At 59.0% G+C, this 16,189-nt stretch carries 13 protein-coding genes; 8 read left to right on the top strand and 5 right to left on the bottom strand.

What is annotated here, in order from left to right; genetic code table 11:
- The first annotated feature begins 55 nt into the window (after positions 1-55).
- Genes KIN_RS10095 through KIN_RS10085 form a run of 3 tightly spaced genes read left to right on the top strand, consistent with a single transcriptional unit; the run spans position 56 to position 4,186 of the window.
- Complete coding sequence (locus KIN_RS10095) at positions 56-739, top strand: ABC transporter ATP-binding protein (RefSeq protein WP_159806514.1); 684 nt, start codon at positions 56-58, stop codon at positions 737-739.
- On the top strand, positions 739-3,135 hold the full coding sequence (locus KIN_RS10090; RefSeq protein WP_159806512.1) for an ABC transporter permease: 2,397 nt from the start codon (positions 739-741) through the stop codon (positions 3,133-3,135). The genes KIN_RS10095 and KIN_RS10090 overlap by 1 nt, the downstream gene beginning before the upstream one ends.
- Positions 3,125-4,186, top strand: a complete 1,062-nt coding sequence (locus tag KIN_RS10085; RefSeq protein ID WP_159806511.1) for a lipocalin-like domain-containing protein — start codon at positions 3,125-3,127, stop codon at positions 4,184-4,186. The genes KIN_RS10090 and KIN_RS10085 overlap by 11 nt, the downstream gene beginning before the upstream one ends.
- 30 nt (positions 4,187-4,216) lie before the next feature.
- On the opposite strand, the gene KIN_RS10080 is transcribed toward KIN_RS10085, so the two are convergent.
- The 5 genes from KIN_RS10080 to KIN_RS10060 form a co-directional block, all read right to left on the bottom strand.
- On the bottom strand, positions 4,217-6,055 hold the full coding sequence (locus KIN_RS10080) for an ABC transporter ATP-binding protein (RefSeq protein ID WP_159806509.1): 1,839 nt from the start codon (positions 6,053-6,055) through the stop codon (positions 4,217-4,219).
- 232 nt (positions 6,056-6,287) lie between these two features.
- Positions 6,288-7,607: an ABC transporter permease gene (locus KIN_RS10075; RefSeq protein WP_159806507.1), complete on the bottom strand. Its 1,320-nt coding sequence runs from the start codon at positions 7,605-7,607 to the stop codon at positions 6,288-6,290.
- Positions 7,600-8,268 carry an ABC transporter ATP-binding protein gene (locus KIN_RS10070; protein ID WP_159806505.1) on the bottom strand — a complete coding sequence of 223 codons (669 nt, stop codon included), beginning with the start codon at positions 8,266-8,268 and terminating at the stop codon, positions 7,600-7,602. The genes KIN_RS10075 and KIN_RS10070 overlap by 8 nt, the downstream gene beginning before the upstream one ends.
- Positions 8,269-8,273: 5 nt before the next feature.
- Entirely contained in the window at positions 8,274-8,693 is a 420-nt protein-coding gene (locus KIN_RS10065; RefSeq protein WP_159806503.1) for a hypothetical protein, read from the bottom strand.
- 78 nt (positions 8,694-8,771) lie between these two features.
- A complete protein-coding gene (locus KIN_RS10060) occupies positions 8,772-10,262 on the bottom strand; it encodes an alkaline phosphatase (RefSeq protein ID WP_159806501.1) in 1,491 nt (496 codons plus the stop codon).
- Between the two features lie 292 nt (positions 10,263-10,554).
- On the opposite strand from KIN_RS10060, the gene KIN_RS10055 reads away from it, so the two are divergent.
- The 5 genes from KIN_RS10055 to KIN_RS10035 all read left to right on the top strand — a co-directional run bounded on the left by KIN_RS10055 (position 10,555) and on the right by KIN_RS10035 (position 16,168).
- Positions 10,555-12,195 carry a peptide ABC transporter substrate-binding protein gene (locus KIN_RS10055; RefSeq protein ID WP_159806499.1) on the top strand — a complete coding sequence of 547 codons (1,641 nt, stop codon included), beginning with the start codon at positions 10,555-10,557 and terminating at the stop codon, positions 12,193-12,195.
- Positions 12,196-12,322: 127 nt separating this feature from the next.
- On the top strand, positions 12,323-13,246 hold the full coding sequence (oppB, locus tag KIN_RS10050; protein WP_159806497.1) for an oligopeptide ABC transporter permease OppB: 924 nt from the start codon (positions 12,323-12,325) through the stop codon (positions 13,244-13,246).
- A gap of 10 nt (positions 13,247-13,256) precedes the next feature.
- The gene (locus KIN_RS10045) at positions 13,257-14,171 is read left to right on the top strand and encodes an ABC transporter permease subunit (protein WP_159806495.1); all 915 of its coding nucleotides are present in this window, start codon (positions 13,257-13,259) and stop codon (positions 14,169-14,171) included.
- 3 nt (positions 14,172-14,174) lie between these two features.
- Complete coding sequence (locus KIN_RS10040; RefSeq protein ID WP_159806493.1) at positions 14,175-15,140, top strand: oligopeptide/dipeptide ABC transporter ATP-binding protein; 966 nt, start codon at positions 14,175-14,177, stop codon at positions 15,138-15,140.
- Complete coding sequence (locus KIN_RS10035; protein WP_159806491.1) at positions 15,137-16,168, top strand: oligopeptide/dipeptide ABC transporter ATP-binding protein; 1,032 nt, start codon at positions 15,137-15,139, stop codon at positions 16,166-16,168. The genes KIN_RS10040 and KIN_RS10035 overlap by 4 nt, the downstream gene beginning before the upstream one ends.
- Positions 16,169-16,189: the final 21 nt, after the last annotated feature.

Genomic DNA, 16,189 nt, shown 5'->3' with positions numbered 1-16,189 from the left:
CGCTTTAAGCGGCGGGTGGTTAGGCTAAATCAATCGCAAGAACCGGAGATCATCTGTGCTGACAGTCACCAACCTTCACAAGTCCTTCGATACAACCGAGGGCCCCCTGCCCGTCCTGCGCGGGATATCTCTGTCATTGGAGGCTGGCAAAAGCCTTGCCTTAACGGGGGAGAGCGGCTCCGGGAAAAGCACGCTTCTTCATCTGATCGGATGTCTCGATCATCCCGACAGCGGTGAGATCACCCTAGACGGCGAGCGGTTCGACACACTCGACGATGCCGGGCGCGCACGGATCCGCAGAGAGGCAATCGGTCTGGTCTTCCAACAATTCAATCTGATCCCCTCGCTCACAGTCGCTCAAAACCTGTCCTTTCAGGCGCGGTTGGCTGGTCGGTTGGATCAGGACTGGCAGTCGGATCTGGCCGAGAAGCTGGGGCTGACGCCGTTTCTTGATCGCTACCCAGAACAACTGTCCGGCGGTCAGCAGCAGCGCGTTGCGGTAGGCCGTGCGCTCGCGCCGCGGCCTCGATTGGTCTTGGCCGATGAACCCACCGGCAATCTGGACGAGGCCACAGGCGACGCGGTGCTCGACATCATGCTGGATCTGGTGACCGAAACGGGTGCCGCTTTCCTGATGGTCACCCACTCCGAACGCCTTGCCGCGCGCTTGGACAATCGCATCCATCTCGCGAAGGGCACGCTGGCCGACGATCTGCCCGTCCAAGGGATCGCTGTCTGATGTATCGCAGTGCGCTCTCCGCGCTCTTGGCTCACTGGATGCGCCATAAACTCCAGCTTTTCAGCCTGATCGTCGGCCTGGCACTCGCAACAGCACTCTGGTCCGGCGTGCAGGCCATCAACTCCGAGGCGCGCGACAGCTATGATCGCGCCGCCAGCGCGTTGGGACAGGATCAACTGGAACGGCTGGTCATGGCCGATGGCAGCCCCGTTCCTGTATCGGTTTATGCAGAATTGCGCCGTGCAGGATGGCGTGTGTCGCCAGTGATCGAGGGAAGCGTTGACCTTGCCGAAGGCTCAGCACGACTGGTCGGGATTGATCCGTTGACGGCCCCGCCCCAGGCGAATGCCCCGGCATTGACCGATGAGGACGATCCAACAAGGTTCTTGATCGAAGGCCTGTTGATCGCGTCACCAGAACTCGCGCCGCGCATTCCCGCCGAGTTGGGTGCAATCGAGACGTCCTCGTCCATCGCGGTCGATACCATCCTTACCGATATTTCGACGGCCGCCGAAAGGTTCGGGCAAACGAACCCGAGCTATCTTCTGGTGGCCGCGACACAACCCGCAGACCTTCCGCCGCTGTCGGAGGTCGCATCCCTTCAACGGGTCGCCGGCGAAAATCCATCAGATATCGCCCGCCTGACGGACAGCTTTCATCTGAATCTGACCGCCTTCGGCTTGCTGTCTTTCGCTGTGGGCCTTTTCATCGTTCACGCAGCCATTGGCTTGGCGTTTGAACAACGCCGGGCGACCTTTCGCACACTGCGCGCCCTAGGCGTTCCTTTGCGCTCTCTGATCACGCTTCTGGCGGTTGAGTTGGCCACCTTCGCGATCATCGCAGGGCTGATCGGGATCGCTTTGGGTTACGCAATCGCGGCCGCGCTCTTGCCCAATGTCGCGGGAACCTTGAGGGGGCTTTACGGGGCTGATGTCACCGGCCAACTGAATTTCGATGCGCTCTGGGCGGCCGCAGCCTTGGGCATCTCGCTGGCAGGTGCTGCGATCGCCGGGGCGCAGGCGCTGAGCCGGGTCGCCCGTTTGCCGATCTTGGCCCCGGCCCAACCACGGGCTTGGGCGCGCGCTTCGGCAAAGGCCTTGCGGCGACAATCCGCAGCGGCGGCAGGCTTGCTTGCTCTGTCGGTAGCACTCGCGATCTTCGGAAGCTCCCTGCTGGCGGGCTTTGCGTGTCTTGCGTGCCTTCTTGTGGGCGCGGCGCTGGCCCTTCCCGGACTGCTCACATGGGCGCTTGATCAGGCAGCACGCTTTGGACAGACAGCTTTGGGAGAGTGGCTCTTTGCCGATACACGCCAGCAGGTGCCCGGCTTATCACTGGCACTGATGGCGCTGCTTCTGGCCCTTGCAGCAAATATCGGCGTGGGCACGATGGTCGGCTCTTTCCGCGGGACGTTCACAGGCTGGCTTGATCAGCGCTTGGCCGCGGAGTTGTATGTTTCTGCCCGCAGCGAAGCGCAGGCTGAAGACGTCCGCGCTTTCCTTGAACCCCGCAGCGACGCTCTGCTGCCGATCTGGTCAGTCGAGACCCGGATATCGGGGCTGCCGGCAGAGGTATTCGGCATTGTGGACCACGAGACTTATCGCAATCACTGGCCACTTTTGGATGCAGAGGCGAACGTCTGGGACCGAATTGCCGATGGCAGCGGCGCCTTGATCAACGAGCAGCTTGCGCGGCGCGATGATCTGTCCCCGGGAGACGTGGTGGAGTTGGAACCGAGTTGGACCCTGCCTGTCGTCGGGATCTATTCCGACTACGGCAATCCGTCGGGTCAGGCGATTGTGGCCGATGCCAGTCTTGAAGCCCGCCACCCGGATATTCCGAAGCTGCGCCTTGCGGTTCGCGTCGATCCTGAGGACGCGCCCGCGCTTGCCGAGGCACTGAGAGCACGCTTCGATTTGCCCGGGCAGGGCGTCATCAACCAAGACGAGATCAAACAGTTTTCGATGAACATGTTTGAACAAACTTTCCGCGTTACCGGCGCGCTCAACGTTCTGACATTGGGCGTCGCGGCGTTTGCCATGCTGGCCAGTCTGTTGACATTGGCGTCGATGCGCCTGCCGCAGTTGGCACCGGTCTGGGCTTTGGGTTTGACACGGGCGAAGTTGGCAAGATTCGAACTGGCGCGTACGCTGATTTTGGCGCTCCTCACGTGGGTGATTTCGATCCCGGTAGGTTTGCTTTTGGCATGGGTCCTGCTCTCTGTCGTCAACGTGGAAGCCTTCGGATGGAAATTACCGATGGAGATCTTTCCCAGCGACTGGTTCCGATTGGGCGGCTTGGCACTGCTCGCCGCATGCCTCGCGACGCTTTGGCCGATCCGCAGTCTGGCACGCACACCTCCATCCGCATTGCTGAAGGTGTTTGCCCATGAGCGCTAAATGGCTTCTGTGTCTCGCACTTTTGATCACGCCCCCAGCCTTTGGCCAAGGGTTCGCAGGTCTTGGAACCGAAGCGGACGACGGCTTTGCGGTGCCGGAGAAAGGCGTTCCTTTTGACTTTCCCGCCGACCACGGCCCCCATCCCGCCTATCGCATTGAATGGTGGTATGTGACCGCGAACCTGCAGGACGCCGCCGGAAACGATTACGGCATCCAGTGGACGCTTTTCCGGTCTGCCCTGAAACCAGAAGCCGGACGTGGTTGGAGCGCGAACCAGCTTTGGATGGGTCATGCCGGTCTGACCACGGCTGAGACGCATTACCATGCCGAACGCCTTGGGCGCGGCGGGTTTGGGCAAGCGGGCGTGACGCTTGATCCGTTCGAAGCCTTCATTGATGACTGGTCGATGCGCAGCTTGGCAGTCGACGCCGATCCATTGTCTGCGGTTCAGCTCACAGCAAAGGGTGAGGGGTTTTCCTACGATCTGGCCCTGACGGCGGATGGTCCACTGGTGCCCCAAGGCATCGAGGGATATTCGGTGAAGTCCCCACTGGGTCAGGCAAGTTATTACTATTCCCAACCATTCTATCAGGTCGCGGGCACGTTGCGGCTGCCAGAGGGCGACGTGGAAGTCACGGGCCAAGCCTGGCTTGATCGGGAGTGGTCGTCCCAACCGCTGAGCGAAGATCAGACCGGCTGGGACTGGTTCTCGCTGCATTTTGAAGATGGGTCCAAGATGATGGGTTTTGCCCTGCGCAGCGATGCCTCTGCCGAGTTTACATCCGCCACTTGGATCGAACCGGACGGCGCCGCCACGCCTTATACTGATGGCGCGTTACGTGTCACACCGCTGGAATGGGCGGAGGTCGAGGGGCGTCAGGTACCCGTCGAGTGGCGCATCGAATTGCCGGTCCGTGGCATCGATATCCAGACGACGCCGCTTAATCCACAAAGTTGGATGGGCACGAGCTTCCCCTATTGGGAGGGCCCGATCAGCTTTTCGGGCAGTCACACTGGGCGCGGATATCTCGAAATGACAGGCTACGAATAAAAAGGCGGAGGCTTGCCCCCGCCTTTTCTTTCATTGTCCGGCCTCTTGGCCCAGAAATCCGCCGGACTGGCGTTTCCAGAGACTGGCATAGATACCATCCCGGTCCAGCAGCGCCTCATGCGGGCCGTCTTCGACCACGCGGCCTTGATCCAGCACAACGATCCGGTCCATCTGCGCGATCGTCGACAAACGGTGGGCAATCGCAATTACGGTCTTGCCCTGCATCACGCCATAAAGCGTGCGCTGGATCGCAGCCTCCACCTCGCTGTCCAGCGCGGAAGTCGCCTCGTCCAGAATCAGGATCGGCGCATCTTTCAGGATCATCCGCGCAATCGCGATCCGCTGACGTTGACCGCCCGACAGCTGCACGCCCCGCTCGCCGACATAAGCGTTGTAGCCGGTCCGGCCCTTTGGATCCCTGAGCCCCTCGATGAACTCATGAGCTTCCGCGCGCTTGGCAGCTTCGACCACCTGAGCTTCGGTCGCACCGGCCCGGCCATAGAGGATGTTGGCCCGGATCGAGCGGTGCAGGAGCGAACTGTCCTGTGTCACGACGCCGATGGCGGCCCGCAAGCTGTCCTGCGCTACGCCACCGACATTCTGGCCGTCAATCAGGATCTGCCCGTCTTCCACGTCCCGGTAGCGCAGGAGCAGGTTAATCAGCGACGACTTCCCGGCACCGGACCGCCCGACAAGACCAACCTTCTGACCGGCAGGGATCGTAAGCGAGACATTGTCCAACCCGCCTTTGCCCTTGCCGTAATGGTGGCTGACGGCATCAAACCGGATCTCGCCCGCACCGATGTTGAGCGCAGGGGCTTTGGGCCGGTCGATCACGGAATGCGCCACGGCAATACTGCGCAGCCCTTCCCGGATCACCCCGAAATGCTCGAACAACCGAATGGTCACCCACATGATCCAGCCACTCATCCCGTTCAGACGCAGGGCCAATGCCAAGGTCGCCGACACCTCACCGATAGAGACCTGATCCAGCGTCCAAAGATGAATGCCGTACCCCCCCATACCGATGATCAGCAAACCGTTCAGCAGGTTGAGAACAAGGTGCAACTCCGTCGCCAACCGCAGGAACCGGTTGAGCCGCAACCGCAGCCGCCGGAAGGCCGAGAGGACATATTTTTCCTCTGTGTCGACACCTGCGAACAGCTTGACGGACTCGATATTGGTGTAGGCATCCACGACCCGCCCGGTGACAAGCGAACGCCCGTCGGACCACTTCTCGGACGCGACCGCGATCCGAACAACAAGCAGCCGCGTATAAAGCAGATACAAGGTCAGCCAGACGATCAAAACCGCAGATAAACGCGGATCGATGCCCGCAATGATGATCATCGCGCCAACGACGTAAACCAGGGAGAACCAAAGCGCCTCCAGCATGATATAGGCGCTGTCCTCGGTCGCAGGGCCCATCTGCATGACACGGTTGGCCAGCCGCCCGGCGAAATCGTTTTGGAAGAACCCCATGGATTGCCCCAGCAGATGCCGGTGCGCCCGCCATTGGGACTGAACGTGCAGTGTCCCGACGAGGGTCTGCTCCAGCAGCAGGTGATTGCCGAAGATCAGCAGCGGCCGCAAAAGTGCGATCACGACGGCGGCGAACACAAGCTCTGCTGCATGCGCCGCCCAAAAGGCCTGCAGACCAGCCTCCGCCATCAGGTCGATCACCCGCCCGGCGTAGAAGATCAGAAAGGTTTCACCCAGCGCAACGGCAAGACTGCTGAGTGCCATGACTGGCAGCCATCCTTTGAGGGTACGGATTTGCGACCAGAAGTAAGGCCAGAGCGCCTTGGGCGGCGTCTTTTCCTCAAAAGGTTGAAACGGGTCGATAATATTTTCGAAATAGCGAAACATGACGGAGTTCCTGCGAACAGCATTGTGGGGAACAAAATTTGGGAAGCGTAGACGGGGCGGGGATCACCCAACCCAAGACAGGACAGGCGATCAGGTCGCGAAAAGTGTCCTATCAAGCATCATACGTCTTCCTCCGTCATGAGATGGACGTTGGGTAAACCATCGAAAGCGAGTCGTCACCCCTGTTTGAAAGAATACTGCGACATTTTGCCGAAAGCGCCGCGCGCGGGTCTTAGCTGCGCAAGCTGGTGGCGATGTCCCGGCGCAAAACCGCGATGCCCGGAACCAGTGACAGAACCGACACGCCCAACACAAAGGCCGCGATCAGATGCACCTCGCCCCATCCGATCTGGGCCGTGACGTTGATGCCTGTTCTGTCGCTAACGACCTCAGACAAGACGAGCGCAGAGACAAACCCGACCACCAACCCAAACAAAGCGCCTGCAATGGTCAGGACGGTCGCATAGAGCCAGACGACCGATAGGACGAACCGACGCGGGGCACCCAAGGCTTGCAGCAGTGCCATTTGCCGTTGGAAAAGTTGCGACAGAATAAAGAGGCCCATGAGGACGCTTGCGGCAACAAGGATCTGCGTCACGCTGGCCATCAGCGACATTGCTTGGCGCACGTCCCCCATGACGTTGTAGAGCCCTGCCAAAACTGCACCGGGGAAAAAGGCCATGGTCTCGCCGTCACGGGCGAAGGTCGACTGAAGCGTGTAAGCCGCGGCAAGGGACTGCGCCCGCACGACAACCGCCGGTGTGCCTGGAAAAAAATCAGCGTCAAATGGCGGGCCGAACCGATCCGTATGATCATTGTCTTCGGGGGCGTGCCCCGTGAACATGCCGTGGGTTTCCCACACCGCTTCGATCGGTACCAGAATAGCCCGGTCCCAAGGGCTGCCCGTTGGCTGCATCACGCCCATCACAGTCAATTGGTGGCCGTGGACGCCCTCTTGGACCGCAAAACCGAAGCCATGGGCCGGTTCAAATTTCTCACCGATGGACAGCGGAACATCTGCACCGATGACGGCATGATCATATGTCTGCCAGATCTCACCCTCGGCGAGGGTGCCGGAAAGATGGGCTACGAACTCAGATATCGTTCCGATGACGGGGGCACCTTTGTAGCTGTCCCCGAAGGCCAGCGGTGCAGCCAGATCCACGAGCGGATCCTCGGCGATACGTGTGTAGACCTGTCCATCCACTAGCCCAACATTGGACGGCTGCAAATAAACCGCGGCCATCAACATCGTCAGTTCACTGCCGGGCGCTGCTATGATCAGGTCAAACTTGTCTGCTGCAGTCGCCGTACCAACGCGAAGGCCGCGTTCCTGCGCCAGAATCCCGACGCCCAGTCCCACGGACACCGCGATAAGCGACACAAAGAGCGCGTTGGCCCAGCGGAACCGCCACAAGATCGCCCGAACCAGTGGCAATGGGGAAAATCCGGCAATCGTGATCCAACCCAGCAGGCCAAGCGGAGCCAGAAGTGCAATAAGGAGCAGGCTGTCCTGTAAAGGGGCCGACAGGCTGTGCCAGAGATCAACCATGATTTATGCGCCCGTCGGTGATCTCCACCACGCTGTCCATCCGGTTCAGCAGAGCCGCGTCATGGCTGACGACGACCATTGTCATTCCCCGGGCCGCAACCTGATCTAGCAGGTCATCGGTGAGCGCGTCTGCAGCCTCGCGGTGCAGGCTGGCCGTGGGCTCATCCGCCAACAGGATGGTCGCCTCCCCGGCCAAGGCACGAGCTGCTGCAACACGTTGACGTTCCCCACCGGAAAAACTGGCCACGGGACGAGACACATCCGACAAACCAAAGCTGTTGAGATGCGTCTCCGCCGTTTCCTGTAAGGCGACGCGCTTGGCAGCGGGTTGAAACAATGCCGAAACGCCCGCGTTGGCGGCAGCCCCCAGTTCATCGAACAGCAGGAAATCCTGAAAGATCATCCCCACACTGCGCCGCCGAAACGCGGTGCGCGCCCGCTGGCGCATGTCAGTTATGACTGTGTCATCCCACGCGATCCGTCCCGCTGTTGGCACAATCAAACCGGCCACAGCAAAAAGAAGCGTCGATTTTCCGGCCCCCGATGGTCCAGCGATGCCCATGGTTTTGCCGGCGGGCAAGTTCAGAGAGGAAACATCAAGAAGCGAACGTCCGCTCGGCGATGTGACCCGCAGGTCTGAAATCGAAAGCGCCGGCCCCATTCGGATCAGCTGTACCGTGCTTCGGTCAGTCGAACACGGCTGACGAAGCCGGTCCGCGTATCTGTCTCTGCCCCAAGTTCCAGCACGCCAGACGCCTCGATCCGGACATTATAGGGCATCATCTTGAGGCGGCGCTTGATGTGGACTGCCAGAATATCATCGGGCCATTCGGCTTCCGTTTCGCAAAATGGGCACACCGACATCGGCATCTTGGTCAAAACAAAGAAGTTCGCATCCGCTTTCAAAGGAGGCGCCATATAGCCTTTGACCGTTATGCTCCGCCCTTCAAGCGACAGTGCCAGATTGGAGAAACTGAGGTCCTTGTTGTACAGATCCCGCATGATGATCTTACCATCAGACGCATGCCCGTGCGTCCCGGTCAAGGCGGCGGTCGCTGCGGCAATGACAAACTGGCGGCGGTTCATAGTCTGGTGTCCTCGCGAACAGGTGGTGACCCCACACCCATATGAGGAGCCATCCGGAGATTACTATATCAGCAGCGCCTATTCTGCGGTCACTGCGTGATCGATGATATGAAAGATCACGTTCTGCTCAATCGTTCCATCAAAGAGATGGGCGAATGGGCCCTTTGCATAGACTGCCACGTCTTCCCCTGAATGGGTCTCGGACGATTTCGGGATCAACGCTTGCTGGATGTAGTCCAGATCGGTCACCTCGTCCTCGACGATTTGGGGGCGCACGCCAGAGAAATTCATATCCTCCCGCAGAACCGATCCCGGACCGTTCAGGTATCCCGCAACTGTATAGGGCCGCTCGTCATCGGCCAATTCAGGCACGCCACTGTGCTTGGTGCCTTCGCCGTCGATGCTCATACAGAGCCCCAGAATATTCGAACCGCGCCCACAGTACCCGTTGAACGCAATCGCATGTTCATGGTCAGCGGTCACGACGATCAGCGTATGCGCGTCATCGGTCAACTCGTCGGCTGCCGCGACCGCTTCGGCGAATGCCACGCCGTCCCGCACAGCACGTGCAAGATTGCCGCCGTGGTTTGCATGATCCACCCGGCCCGCTTCGATCTGCAGAAAGAACCCGTTGTCCCCACCGGCAGTTTGCAACGCAGTGATCGCAGCGGTTGTCATTTCCGCAAGGCTTGGTTCCCCAGTACGGTCAGCGTCGTACTGCATATGTCCCGACTGAAAGAGACCCAATAGCGGGACGGATCCATCAAGCGGCATCGCCGCAAAGGTCTCGTCATTCCAAGCATAAGATACGCCCGCGTGCTGCGCTTCGGTGATCAGGTTACGGCCGTCCTCGCGGCGCCCCATATCCTGCTCGTCGTCCGGCGTATCGGTCGGTAAAAAATTCCGACGCCCGCCGCCCATGGCGACGTCGATCGTCCCCGCCGCCATTGCGCTCAGCAATTGTCGAGCGATATCGGCTTGCTGCGTGCAGTCTTCCGGCACGGCCTCTTCAAAGTTCCGATCTACGGATTTTGCATAGGCAGAGGCTGGCGTTGCATGGGTGATCCGTGCGGTCGAGACAATTCCCGTTGCTTTGCCCATCTCGGACATGATCTCGTTCAGGGACGCGACCGTGTTACCCTCGATCGTGGTGCAATCTCCGCGGATCACCTTTTCATTCACGCCGACAACCCCGGCCTTCGTCTTGATACCGCTCATCATGGCGGTGCCCGTTCCGGCGGAGTCAGGTGTTTGCGCGTTAACATTATAGGTTTTGACAAGTGCGAGGTTCGGGAACGCCTCGTGCGGCAGAACATGTTCGTCCCCGAAATTTCCGCTTTGCTGCCCCTGAAACAGCCGCGTGGCGTAATTCGTACCAACACCGTTGCCGTCAGAAATCATCAGGATGACATTGGTTGCACGGTTTGTGTTTGGTTGCTTGGCCAGGGCTGCTTCAAGCGCGGCCTGCCCTTCCGTGAACCACGTATTGTTGGATTGCGGCAACTCCTGTGCAAAGGTAGCTGTCGTACACAGTGTGGCGGTGAAAATTACAACTGTTCTGGTCTTCATGGATCACCCCAATAAGTCGACGCCCCCGTCTAGAAAAACCAGAAAAAGATCCTGCGACACTTCTGTGACGGTTTTGTAAACCGACTGCTGAGGGCGCGTCACCGCCGATCCCGCGAATGCCATTTCAAGCGGCAGATCGCTTCAAATTGCATGGATTTCATCGTGGGCGGAGGTACGCCGATACTACGGATCGACTGACCTTGCATCGGGAGGTGCGACACCGAAAGATGCGGCCACCAAGACAACCAGAGCGCTGACAGCAACCAGCGACCTCATCAACAGAGAGACCACAATGAAACGCAGAACTCTTCTTGCCCTGACCACAAGCCTTATTCTCGCAACCAAACCGCTTTTGGCCGACGGTCACGCCCTCACCGTGCATCCCGAAACGGGGGAGAAGTTGGCTGCGGATCAAACCTTCAGCTACCGGATGCTCGATCAGTTTCCGACGCTTGATCCCGCGTTGAACGAAGAAACGGCGGGCTTTCACGCGATCCGACAAATGTTCGAGGCGTTGGTCAGCCAGGATGCAGACGGCAATATCGTACCCGGCGTTGCGGAAAGCTGGGAGACGAAAGACAACCAAACATGGACATTCAACCTGCGCCAGGATGCCAAATGGTCAAACGGTGATCCAGTGACAGCCAATGACTTCATCTATGCGTGGCGTCGCGCAGTTTCGCCTGCGACCGCCTCGCCTTATGCATGGTACATTGAGCTCTCATCCATCGAAAACGCCGCCGAAATTCTGGCCGGTGAAGCTGACCCGGAAACCCTTGGTGCAGAAGCCGTCGATGACTACACATTGCGAGTGTCCCTGACGCAACCGCTGCCGTTTTTCACATCCATCGTGACCTATGCAACTTTTATGCCGGTGCATGAGGCTACTATTGAGGCCCATGGATCGGACTGGACACAACCTGGCAATATCGTGTCCAACGGCGCTTACGTTCTGGAAGATGTCGCGCTGAACGAATACTGGTCCGCGACCAAAAATCCGGAATACTGGGATGCGGAAAGTGTGATCATCGAGAAGGTAACAGGCCTGATCATCAACGATGTCAACCAGGCCCTCACCCGTTACGAATCCGGTGAATACGACATGATTGAGCCACTGCCCGCCGGATCGTTCCCCCGCTTGCAGGAAGAACGCCCGGACGAGGCCGTGAGCGTTCCGCGTCTGTGTTCTTACTATTACCAGTTCAACCAGACCGACACAGGCCATCCAGCATTGCAGGATCCAAACGTCCGGCGCGCGCTCAGCCTTGCGATTGACCGCGATATCATTGTGGACCAGATCCTTCAGGGCGGACAGACCGCCGCCTTCACCTTCAGCCACGCGAAAACCGCCGGGTTTGTGACGCCCGAGATCGATTATATGAACATGTCCCAAGCAGACCGGGACGCGGAAGCGCAATCTCTGCTTCAGGAGGCCGGATTTGGCACCGGCGGTGAGCCGCTGGAACTGGACCTGATCTACAACACGTCCGAAAATCATAAGCAGATCGCGACGGTGATCAGCCAAATGTGGAAGCAGAAGCTCGGCGTTGAAACAACCTTGAGCAATTACGAATGGTCCACCTATCTCGATATCAGAAAGGCGCAGAATTTCGATGTCGCCCGATCCGCATGGTGCGCCGATTACAACGAGGCTTCCACGTTCCTCAAAACCATGGTCACCGATCACGAAAACAACGATGGCAAGTATTCGAACCCTCAGGTCGATGAGCTTATGGCCGGTTTTGCCACGGCCGAAGATCCGCAGGCGATCTATTCCGAAGTTGAACGCATTATCGCGGCCGACATGGGCATCGCGCCGATCTATCACTATGCCAATGCGTTTCTGTTGCGCGCCGACATGAAGGGTTGGCCGTACAACAACGCCGAAAACAACTGGTACGTCAAAGACTTCTACCGCGTTGCAGAAGAGTGAGCGCTGAGCCCGGCTGGCCCGGGCCCCGCGTCGCCCCCCGGCCCGTCTGCGCCGGGGGACATGTCAGAAGGATCGCTGGCGTCGATAACGCGCGATCCGCATCTCTTCAAAACCGGTTTTCCAACTCATGACTGTTTTCATCCTGCGCCGCCTTGCCGTCGCGGTTCCTACATTGCTTCTTCTGATTGTGATGTCCTTCATCCTGATGGAAGCGGCCCCCGGCAGCCCCTTTGCAACCGAACGCGGCGTCCCTCCTGAAGTGCTTGCCAATCTTGAGGCAAAGTACGGCCTCGACAGATCCCTGATCGAGCGGATGGGCATCTATATTTGGAACGTTGTCACGCAGTTTGATTTCGGCCCCTCGTTCAAATTCAAAGACCGCACGGTCAATGACCTGATCGAACAAGGCTTTCCTGTCACCTTGACCTACGGGTTCTGGTCGTTTGTCGTTGCTGTGCTTGTTGGCGGAACGCTGGGCATCCTCGCTGCCGTCTACCACAATTCCTGGCTCGACTATCTGGCGGTCGGAATTTCGATTGGGGCTCAGGTCCTGCCAAATTTCGTGATGGCCCCAATTCTTGTGATTATCTTTACGCTTTGGCTGGGCTGGTTGCCCGGCGGCGGCTGGCGTGGGGGGCAGATCGAGTATCTGATCCTACCGGTTATCGCGCTGTCGACATCTTATATGGCATCAATCGCTCGGCTGACCCGATCCTCGATGCTGGAGGTTCTGAACGCGGGCTTTATCCGAACGGCCTACGCCAAGGGACTGCCCACACGCCATGTCATTTTTCGCCACGCGCTGAAGCCCGCGCTTCTGCCAGTGATCTCCTATCTAGGGCCAGCCTTCGTCGGGATGATCACCGGATCGGTTGTGATCGACGTCTTCTTTTCCACGGGCGGGATCGGGCAGTTCTTTGTCAACTCAGCCTTGGCGCGGGACTATTCGGTGATCATGGGGATCACCATTCTGATCGGCGCCCTCACCATCTTTTTCAATCTTGTGGTCGACATCCTATACGCGTGGATCGACCCCAAGATCCGCTATTAAGGAGGCGCAGATGTCCGCGCTGGATACCAACAGTGACACAGGCGCACTGACAGCAGAGGTGAAGGGGCGCTCGCTTTGGCAAGACGCCCGCACACGATTTTTTCGCAACAAGGCTGCCGTTGCAGGCCTCGTAATTTTTGCTCTGGTCCTGCTCTTTGCCGTTTTCGGCGGTCTTTTTGCCCAATGGTCCAACGAAGAGATCGACTGGTCGATGCTGGGCAATTTCGAACGGATCGGTGGCCCGTCTTTGGAAAACGGTCATTACTTCGGGGTCGATGAAACGGGTCGCGATATCTACGCACGAACGGTTCAGGGCACGCGGATTTCGCTGATGATCGGCGTGATCGGGGCGCTCGTCTCGGTTGTCGTCGGCACGGCGTACGGCGCGGCCGCAGGTTATATTGGCGGACGCACAGATGATGTCATGATGCGCCTCGTGGATGTGCTTATGTCTATCCCCTACATGTTTGTGCTCATCCTGCTGCTGGTTGTCTTCGGACGGTCCATGTTCATGCTCTTTGTGGGGATCGGCCTTATTTCCTGGCTCGATATGGCCAGGATCGTCCGCGGGCAAACGCTGAGCATCAAACACAAAGAATTTGTCGAAGCGGCGATTGCGACAGGTGTCAGCACCCCCGCGATCATCGCTCGCCACATTGTGCCGAACCTTTTGGGGGTGGTGATCGTCTATGCCACTTTGCTGGTGCCACAGATGATTATCTTTGAGAGCTTCATCAGCTTTCTGGGCCTCGGCGTTCAAGAGCCCGCGACCAGTTGGGGTGCCTTGATCAATTCGGGAACGGACCACCTGCGCACTGCACCGTGGAAGCTTTACTTCCCGCTCGCGTTTTTCGTCGTCACGCTGTTCGCGCTGTTTTTTATCGGTGACGGTTTGCGCGATGCGCTCGACCCGAAGGATCGGTGAGCCATGACACTGCTGCAGATTGAAGACCTTGGCGTCACCTTCACAACCCCCGATGGCCCGGTCCGCGCGGTCAACGGCCTGTCCCTTGCCATCAACCAAGGCGACACGCTTGCGATTGTCGGCGAAAGTGGATCGGGAAAAAGCCAAACCGCCTTCGCGCTTATGGGTCTTTTGGCCCGCAACGGAACGGCGACCGGCTCTGTCCGTTTAAACGGGGAAGAGCTTTTGGGACTTTCCCCCCGTAAGCTGAACCGAATTCGCGCTGAACAGATCGCGATGATCTTTCAGGATCCGATGACCTCGCTCAATCCCTACCTCAAGATCGGGTCGCAGATGGCCGAGGTTCTGACCTTGCACAAAGGTCTGTCACGGCGCGCGGCTGACGCCGAGAGCATTCGCATGCTGGACGCGGTGCGAATCCCGGATGCCGCAACCCGTCTGTCCATGTACCCGCACGAGTTTTCGGGTGGGATGCGGCAACGGATCATGATCGCCATGGCGCTGCTCTGCAAACCGCGACTGCTGATCGCAGACGAGCCGACGACGGCCCTGGACGTCACGGTGCAATCGCAAATCATGCAGCTCTTGGCCGAGATCAGGGAAGACTTCGGCACGGCGATGATCCTGATCACCCATGATCTGGGTATCGTCGCCGACAGCTGCGACAAGACCGTGGTGCTTTATGGCGGCAGGGTGATGGAGCAAGGCCCAACCGACGCGCTTTTCGCCCGCCCTGCCCATCCTTATACGCTAGGCCTTCTGAAAGCCGTTCCGCGGCTCGACATTGATCAGGACGATCTGGAGACAATCCCTGGAGAGCCACCTAATATGTCTCAGCTGCCATCCGGCTGCCCGTTCAGCCCACGATGCGGTTTCGCAAAACCCGAATGCGCGACGGTACAACCCGCACTGGAAGCCGATGGCCCCTGGCTACGGGCTTGCCACGCAAACGTGTTGGAGGTCGCATGAGTTTGTTGTCCGTCAGAAACCTGTCCGTCACCTTCGACGTCATGCCGCGCAACGCATGGCCTTGGACCAAGCCAGGCAAGTTGCACGCTGTCAACGATATCTCCTTTGATCTGGCACCGGGCGAAACCTTGGGCGTTGTCGGCGAAAGTGGATCTGGAAAATCGACGCTGGCCCGTGCGGTTATCGGGACGGTCAAGGCCGCCTCTGGTGCGGTGATGTGGGAAGGGCAGGATCTGATGAAGATGTCGCCCCGCGACAGACGTGCGCATCGGCGGGAAACACAAATGGTGTTTCAGGATCCGCTCGCCGCCTTGAACCCGCGTATGACGGTTGGGGAAATCGTGGCCGAGCCGTTGATGACCCATCATCCCGAAACCTCTCGTAAGGAAGCGCGTGAAAAAGTAGGCGAAATGATGGAGCGGGTCGGCCTGTTGCCCACATTGCTCAATCGGTATCCCCACGAGTTTTCCGGCGGGCAATGCCAGCGGATCGGGATTGCACGCGCGCTGATCCTGTCGCCCCGTCTGATCGTGTGTGACGAACCTGTTTCCGCGCTCGATGTCAGTGTGCAGGCACAGGTGGTCAATCTGCTGAAGAAGATCCAGCGCGATATGGGGCTTTCCATGATCTTCATCGCCCATGATCTGAGCGTGGTGAAGCATATCTCTGACCGCACCATGGTGATGTATCTCGGCCAGCAGATGGAGCGGGCCGGTGCACGCGATATCGTCAAGACGCCGCAGCACCCCTACACGCGGGCTCTGATCGCCTCCGCCCCAATTCCCGATCCTGTTTTGGAGCGGGCGCGTGTGAGGCCAGTGCTAGAGGGCGAGCTCCCATCGCCGCTTGCGCCACCTTCGGGTTGCGTTTTCCGCACGCGGTGCTCAATTGCCCAAACCTCCTGCGCTGAGACCAGACCGGCATTGCTGGAGGTCGGCAAAGACCACGTCGTTGCATGTCCCTATCACGAAGCGGCCTTCGACGGCTCGTCAGCCTTAAACGGTACGCAGACGCCCCGAATGACGTGACCCGGCATCCTTCGCTCACCA

It is taken from the genome of Litoreibacter roseus (assembly GCF_009811795.1).
Taxonomy (GTDB): Bacteria; Pseudomonadota; Alphaproteobacteria; order Rhodobacterales; family Rhodobacteraceae; genus Litoreibacter; species Litoreibacter roseus.
Note: the sequence above shows the minus strand (reverse complement) of the source record. Positions and strands in the feature narration are given on the sequence as shown.

Bases quoted from the DNA above. Each gene is read 5' to 3' on its own strand.
- KIN_RS10090 (WP_159806512.1), top strand. From the start codon at position 739: ATGTATCGCAGTGCGCTCTCCGCGCTCTTGGCTCACTGGATGCGCCAT.
- KIN_RS10085 (WP_159806511.1), top strand. From the start codon at position 3,125: ATGAGCGCTAAATGGCTTCTGTGTCTCGCACTTTTGATCACGCCCCCA.
- KIN_RS10080 (WP_159806509.1), bottom strand. From the start codon at position 6,055: ATGTTTCGCTATTTCGAAAATATTATCGACCCGTTTCAACCTTTTGAG.
- KIN_RS10075 (WP_159806507.1), bottom strand. From the start codon at position 7,607: ATGGTTGATCTCTGGCACAGCCTGTCGGCCCCTTTACAGGACAGCCTG.
- KIN_RS10070 (WP_159806505.1), bottom strand. From the start codon at position 8,268: ATGGGGCCGGCGCTTTCGATTTCAGACCTGCGGGTCACATCGCCGAGC.
- KIN_RS10065 (WP_159806503.1), bottom strand. From the start codon at position 8,693: ATGAACCGCCGCCAGTTTGTCATTGCCGCAGCGACCGCCGCCTTGACC.
- KIN_RS10060 (WP_159806501.1), bottom strand. From the start codon at position 10,262: ATGAAGACCAGAACAGTTGTAATTTTCACCGCCACACTGTGTACGACA.
- KIN_RS10055 (WP_159806499.1), top strand. From the start codon at position 10,555: ATGAAACGCAGAACTCTTCTTGCCCTGACCACAAGCCTTATTCTCGCA.
- oppB (WP_159806497.1), top strand. From the start codon at position 12,323: ATGACTGTTTTCATCCTGCGCCGCCTTGCCGTCGCGGTTCCTACATTG.
- KIN_RS10045 (WP_159806495.1), top strand. From the start codon at position 13,257: ATGTCCGCGCTGGATACCAACAGTGACACAGGCGCACTGACAGCAGAG.
- KIN_RS10040 (WP_159806493.1), top strand. From the start codon at position 14,175: ATGACACTGCTGCAGATTGAAGACCTTGGCGTCACCTTCACAACCCCC.
- KIN_RS10035 (WP_159806491.1), top strand. From the start codon at position 15,137: ATGAGTTTGTTGTCCGTCAGAAACCTGTCCGTCACCTTCGACGTCATG.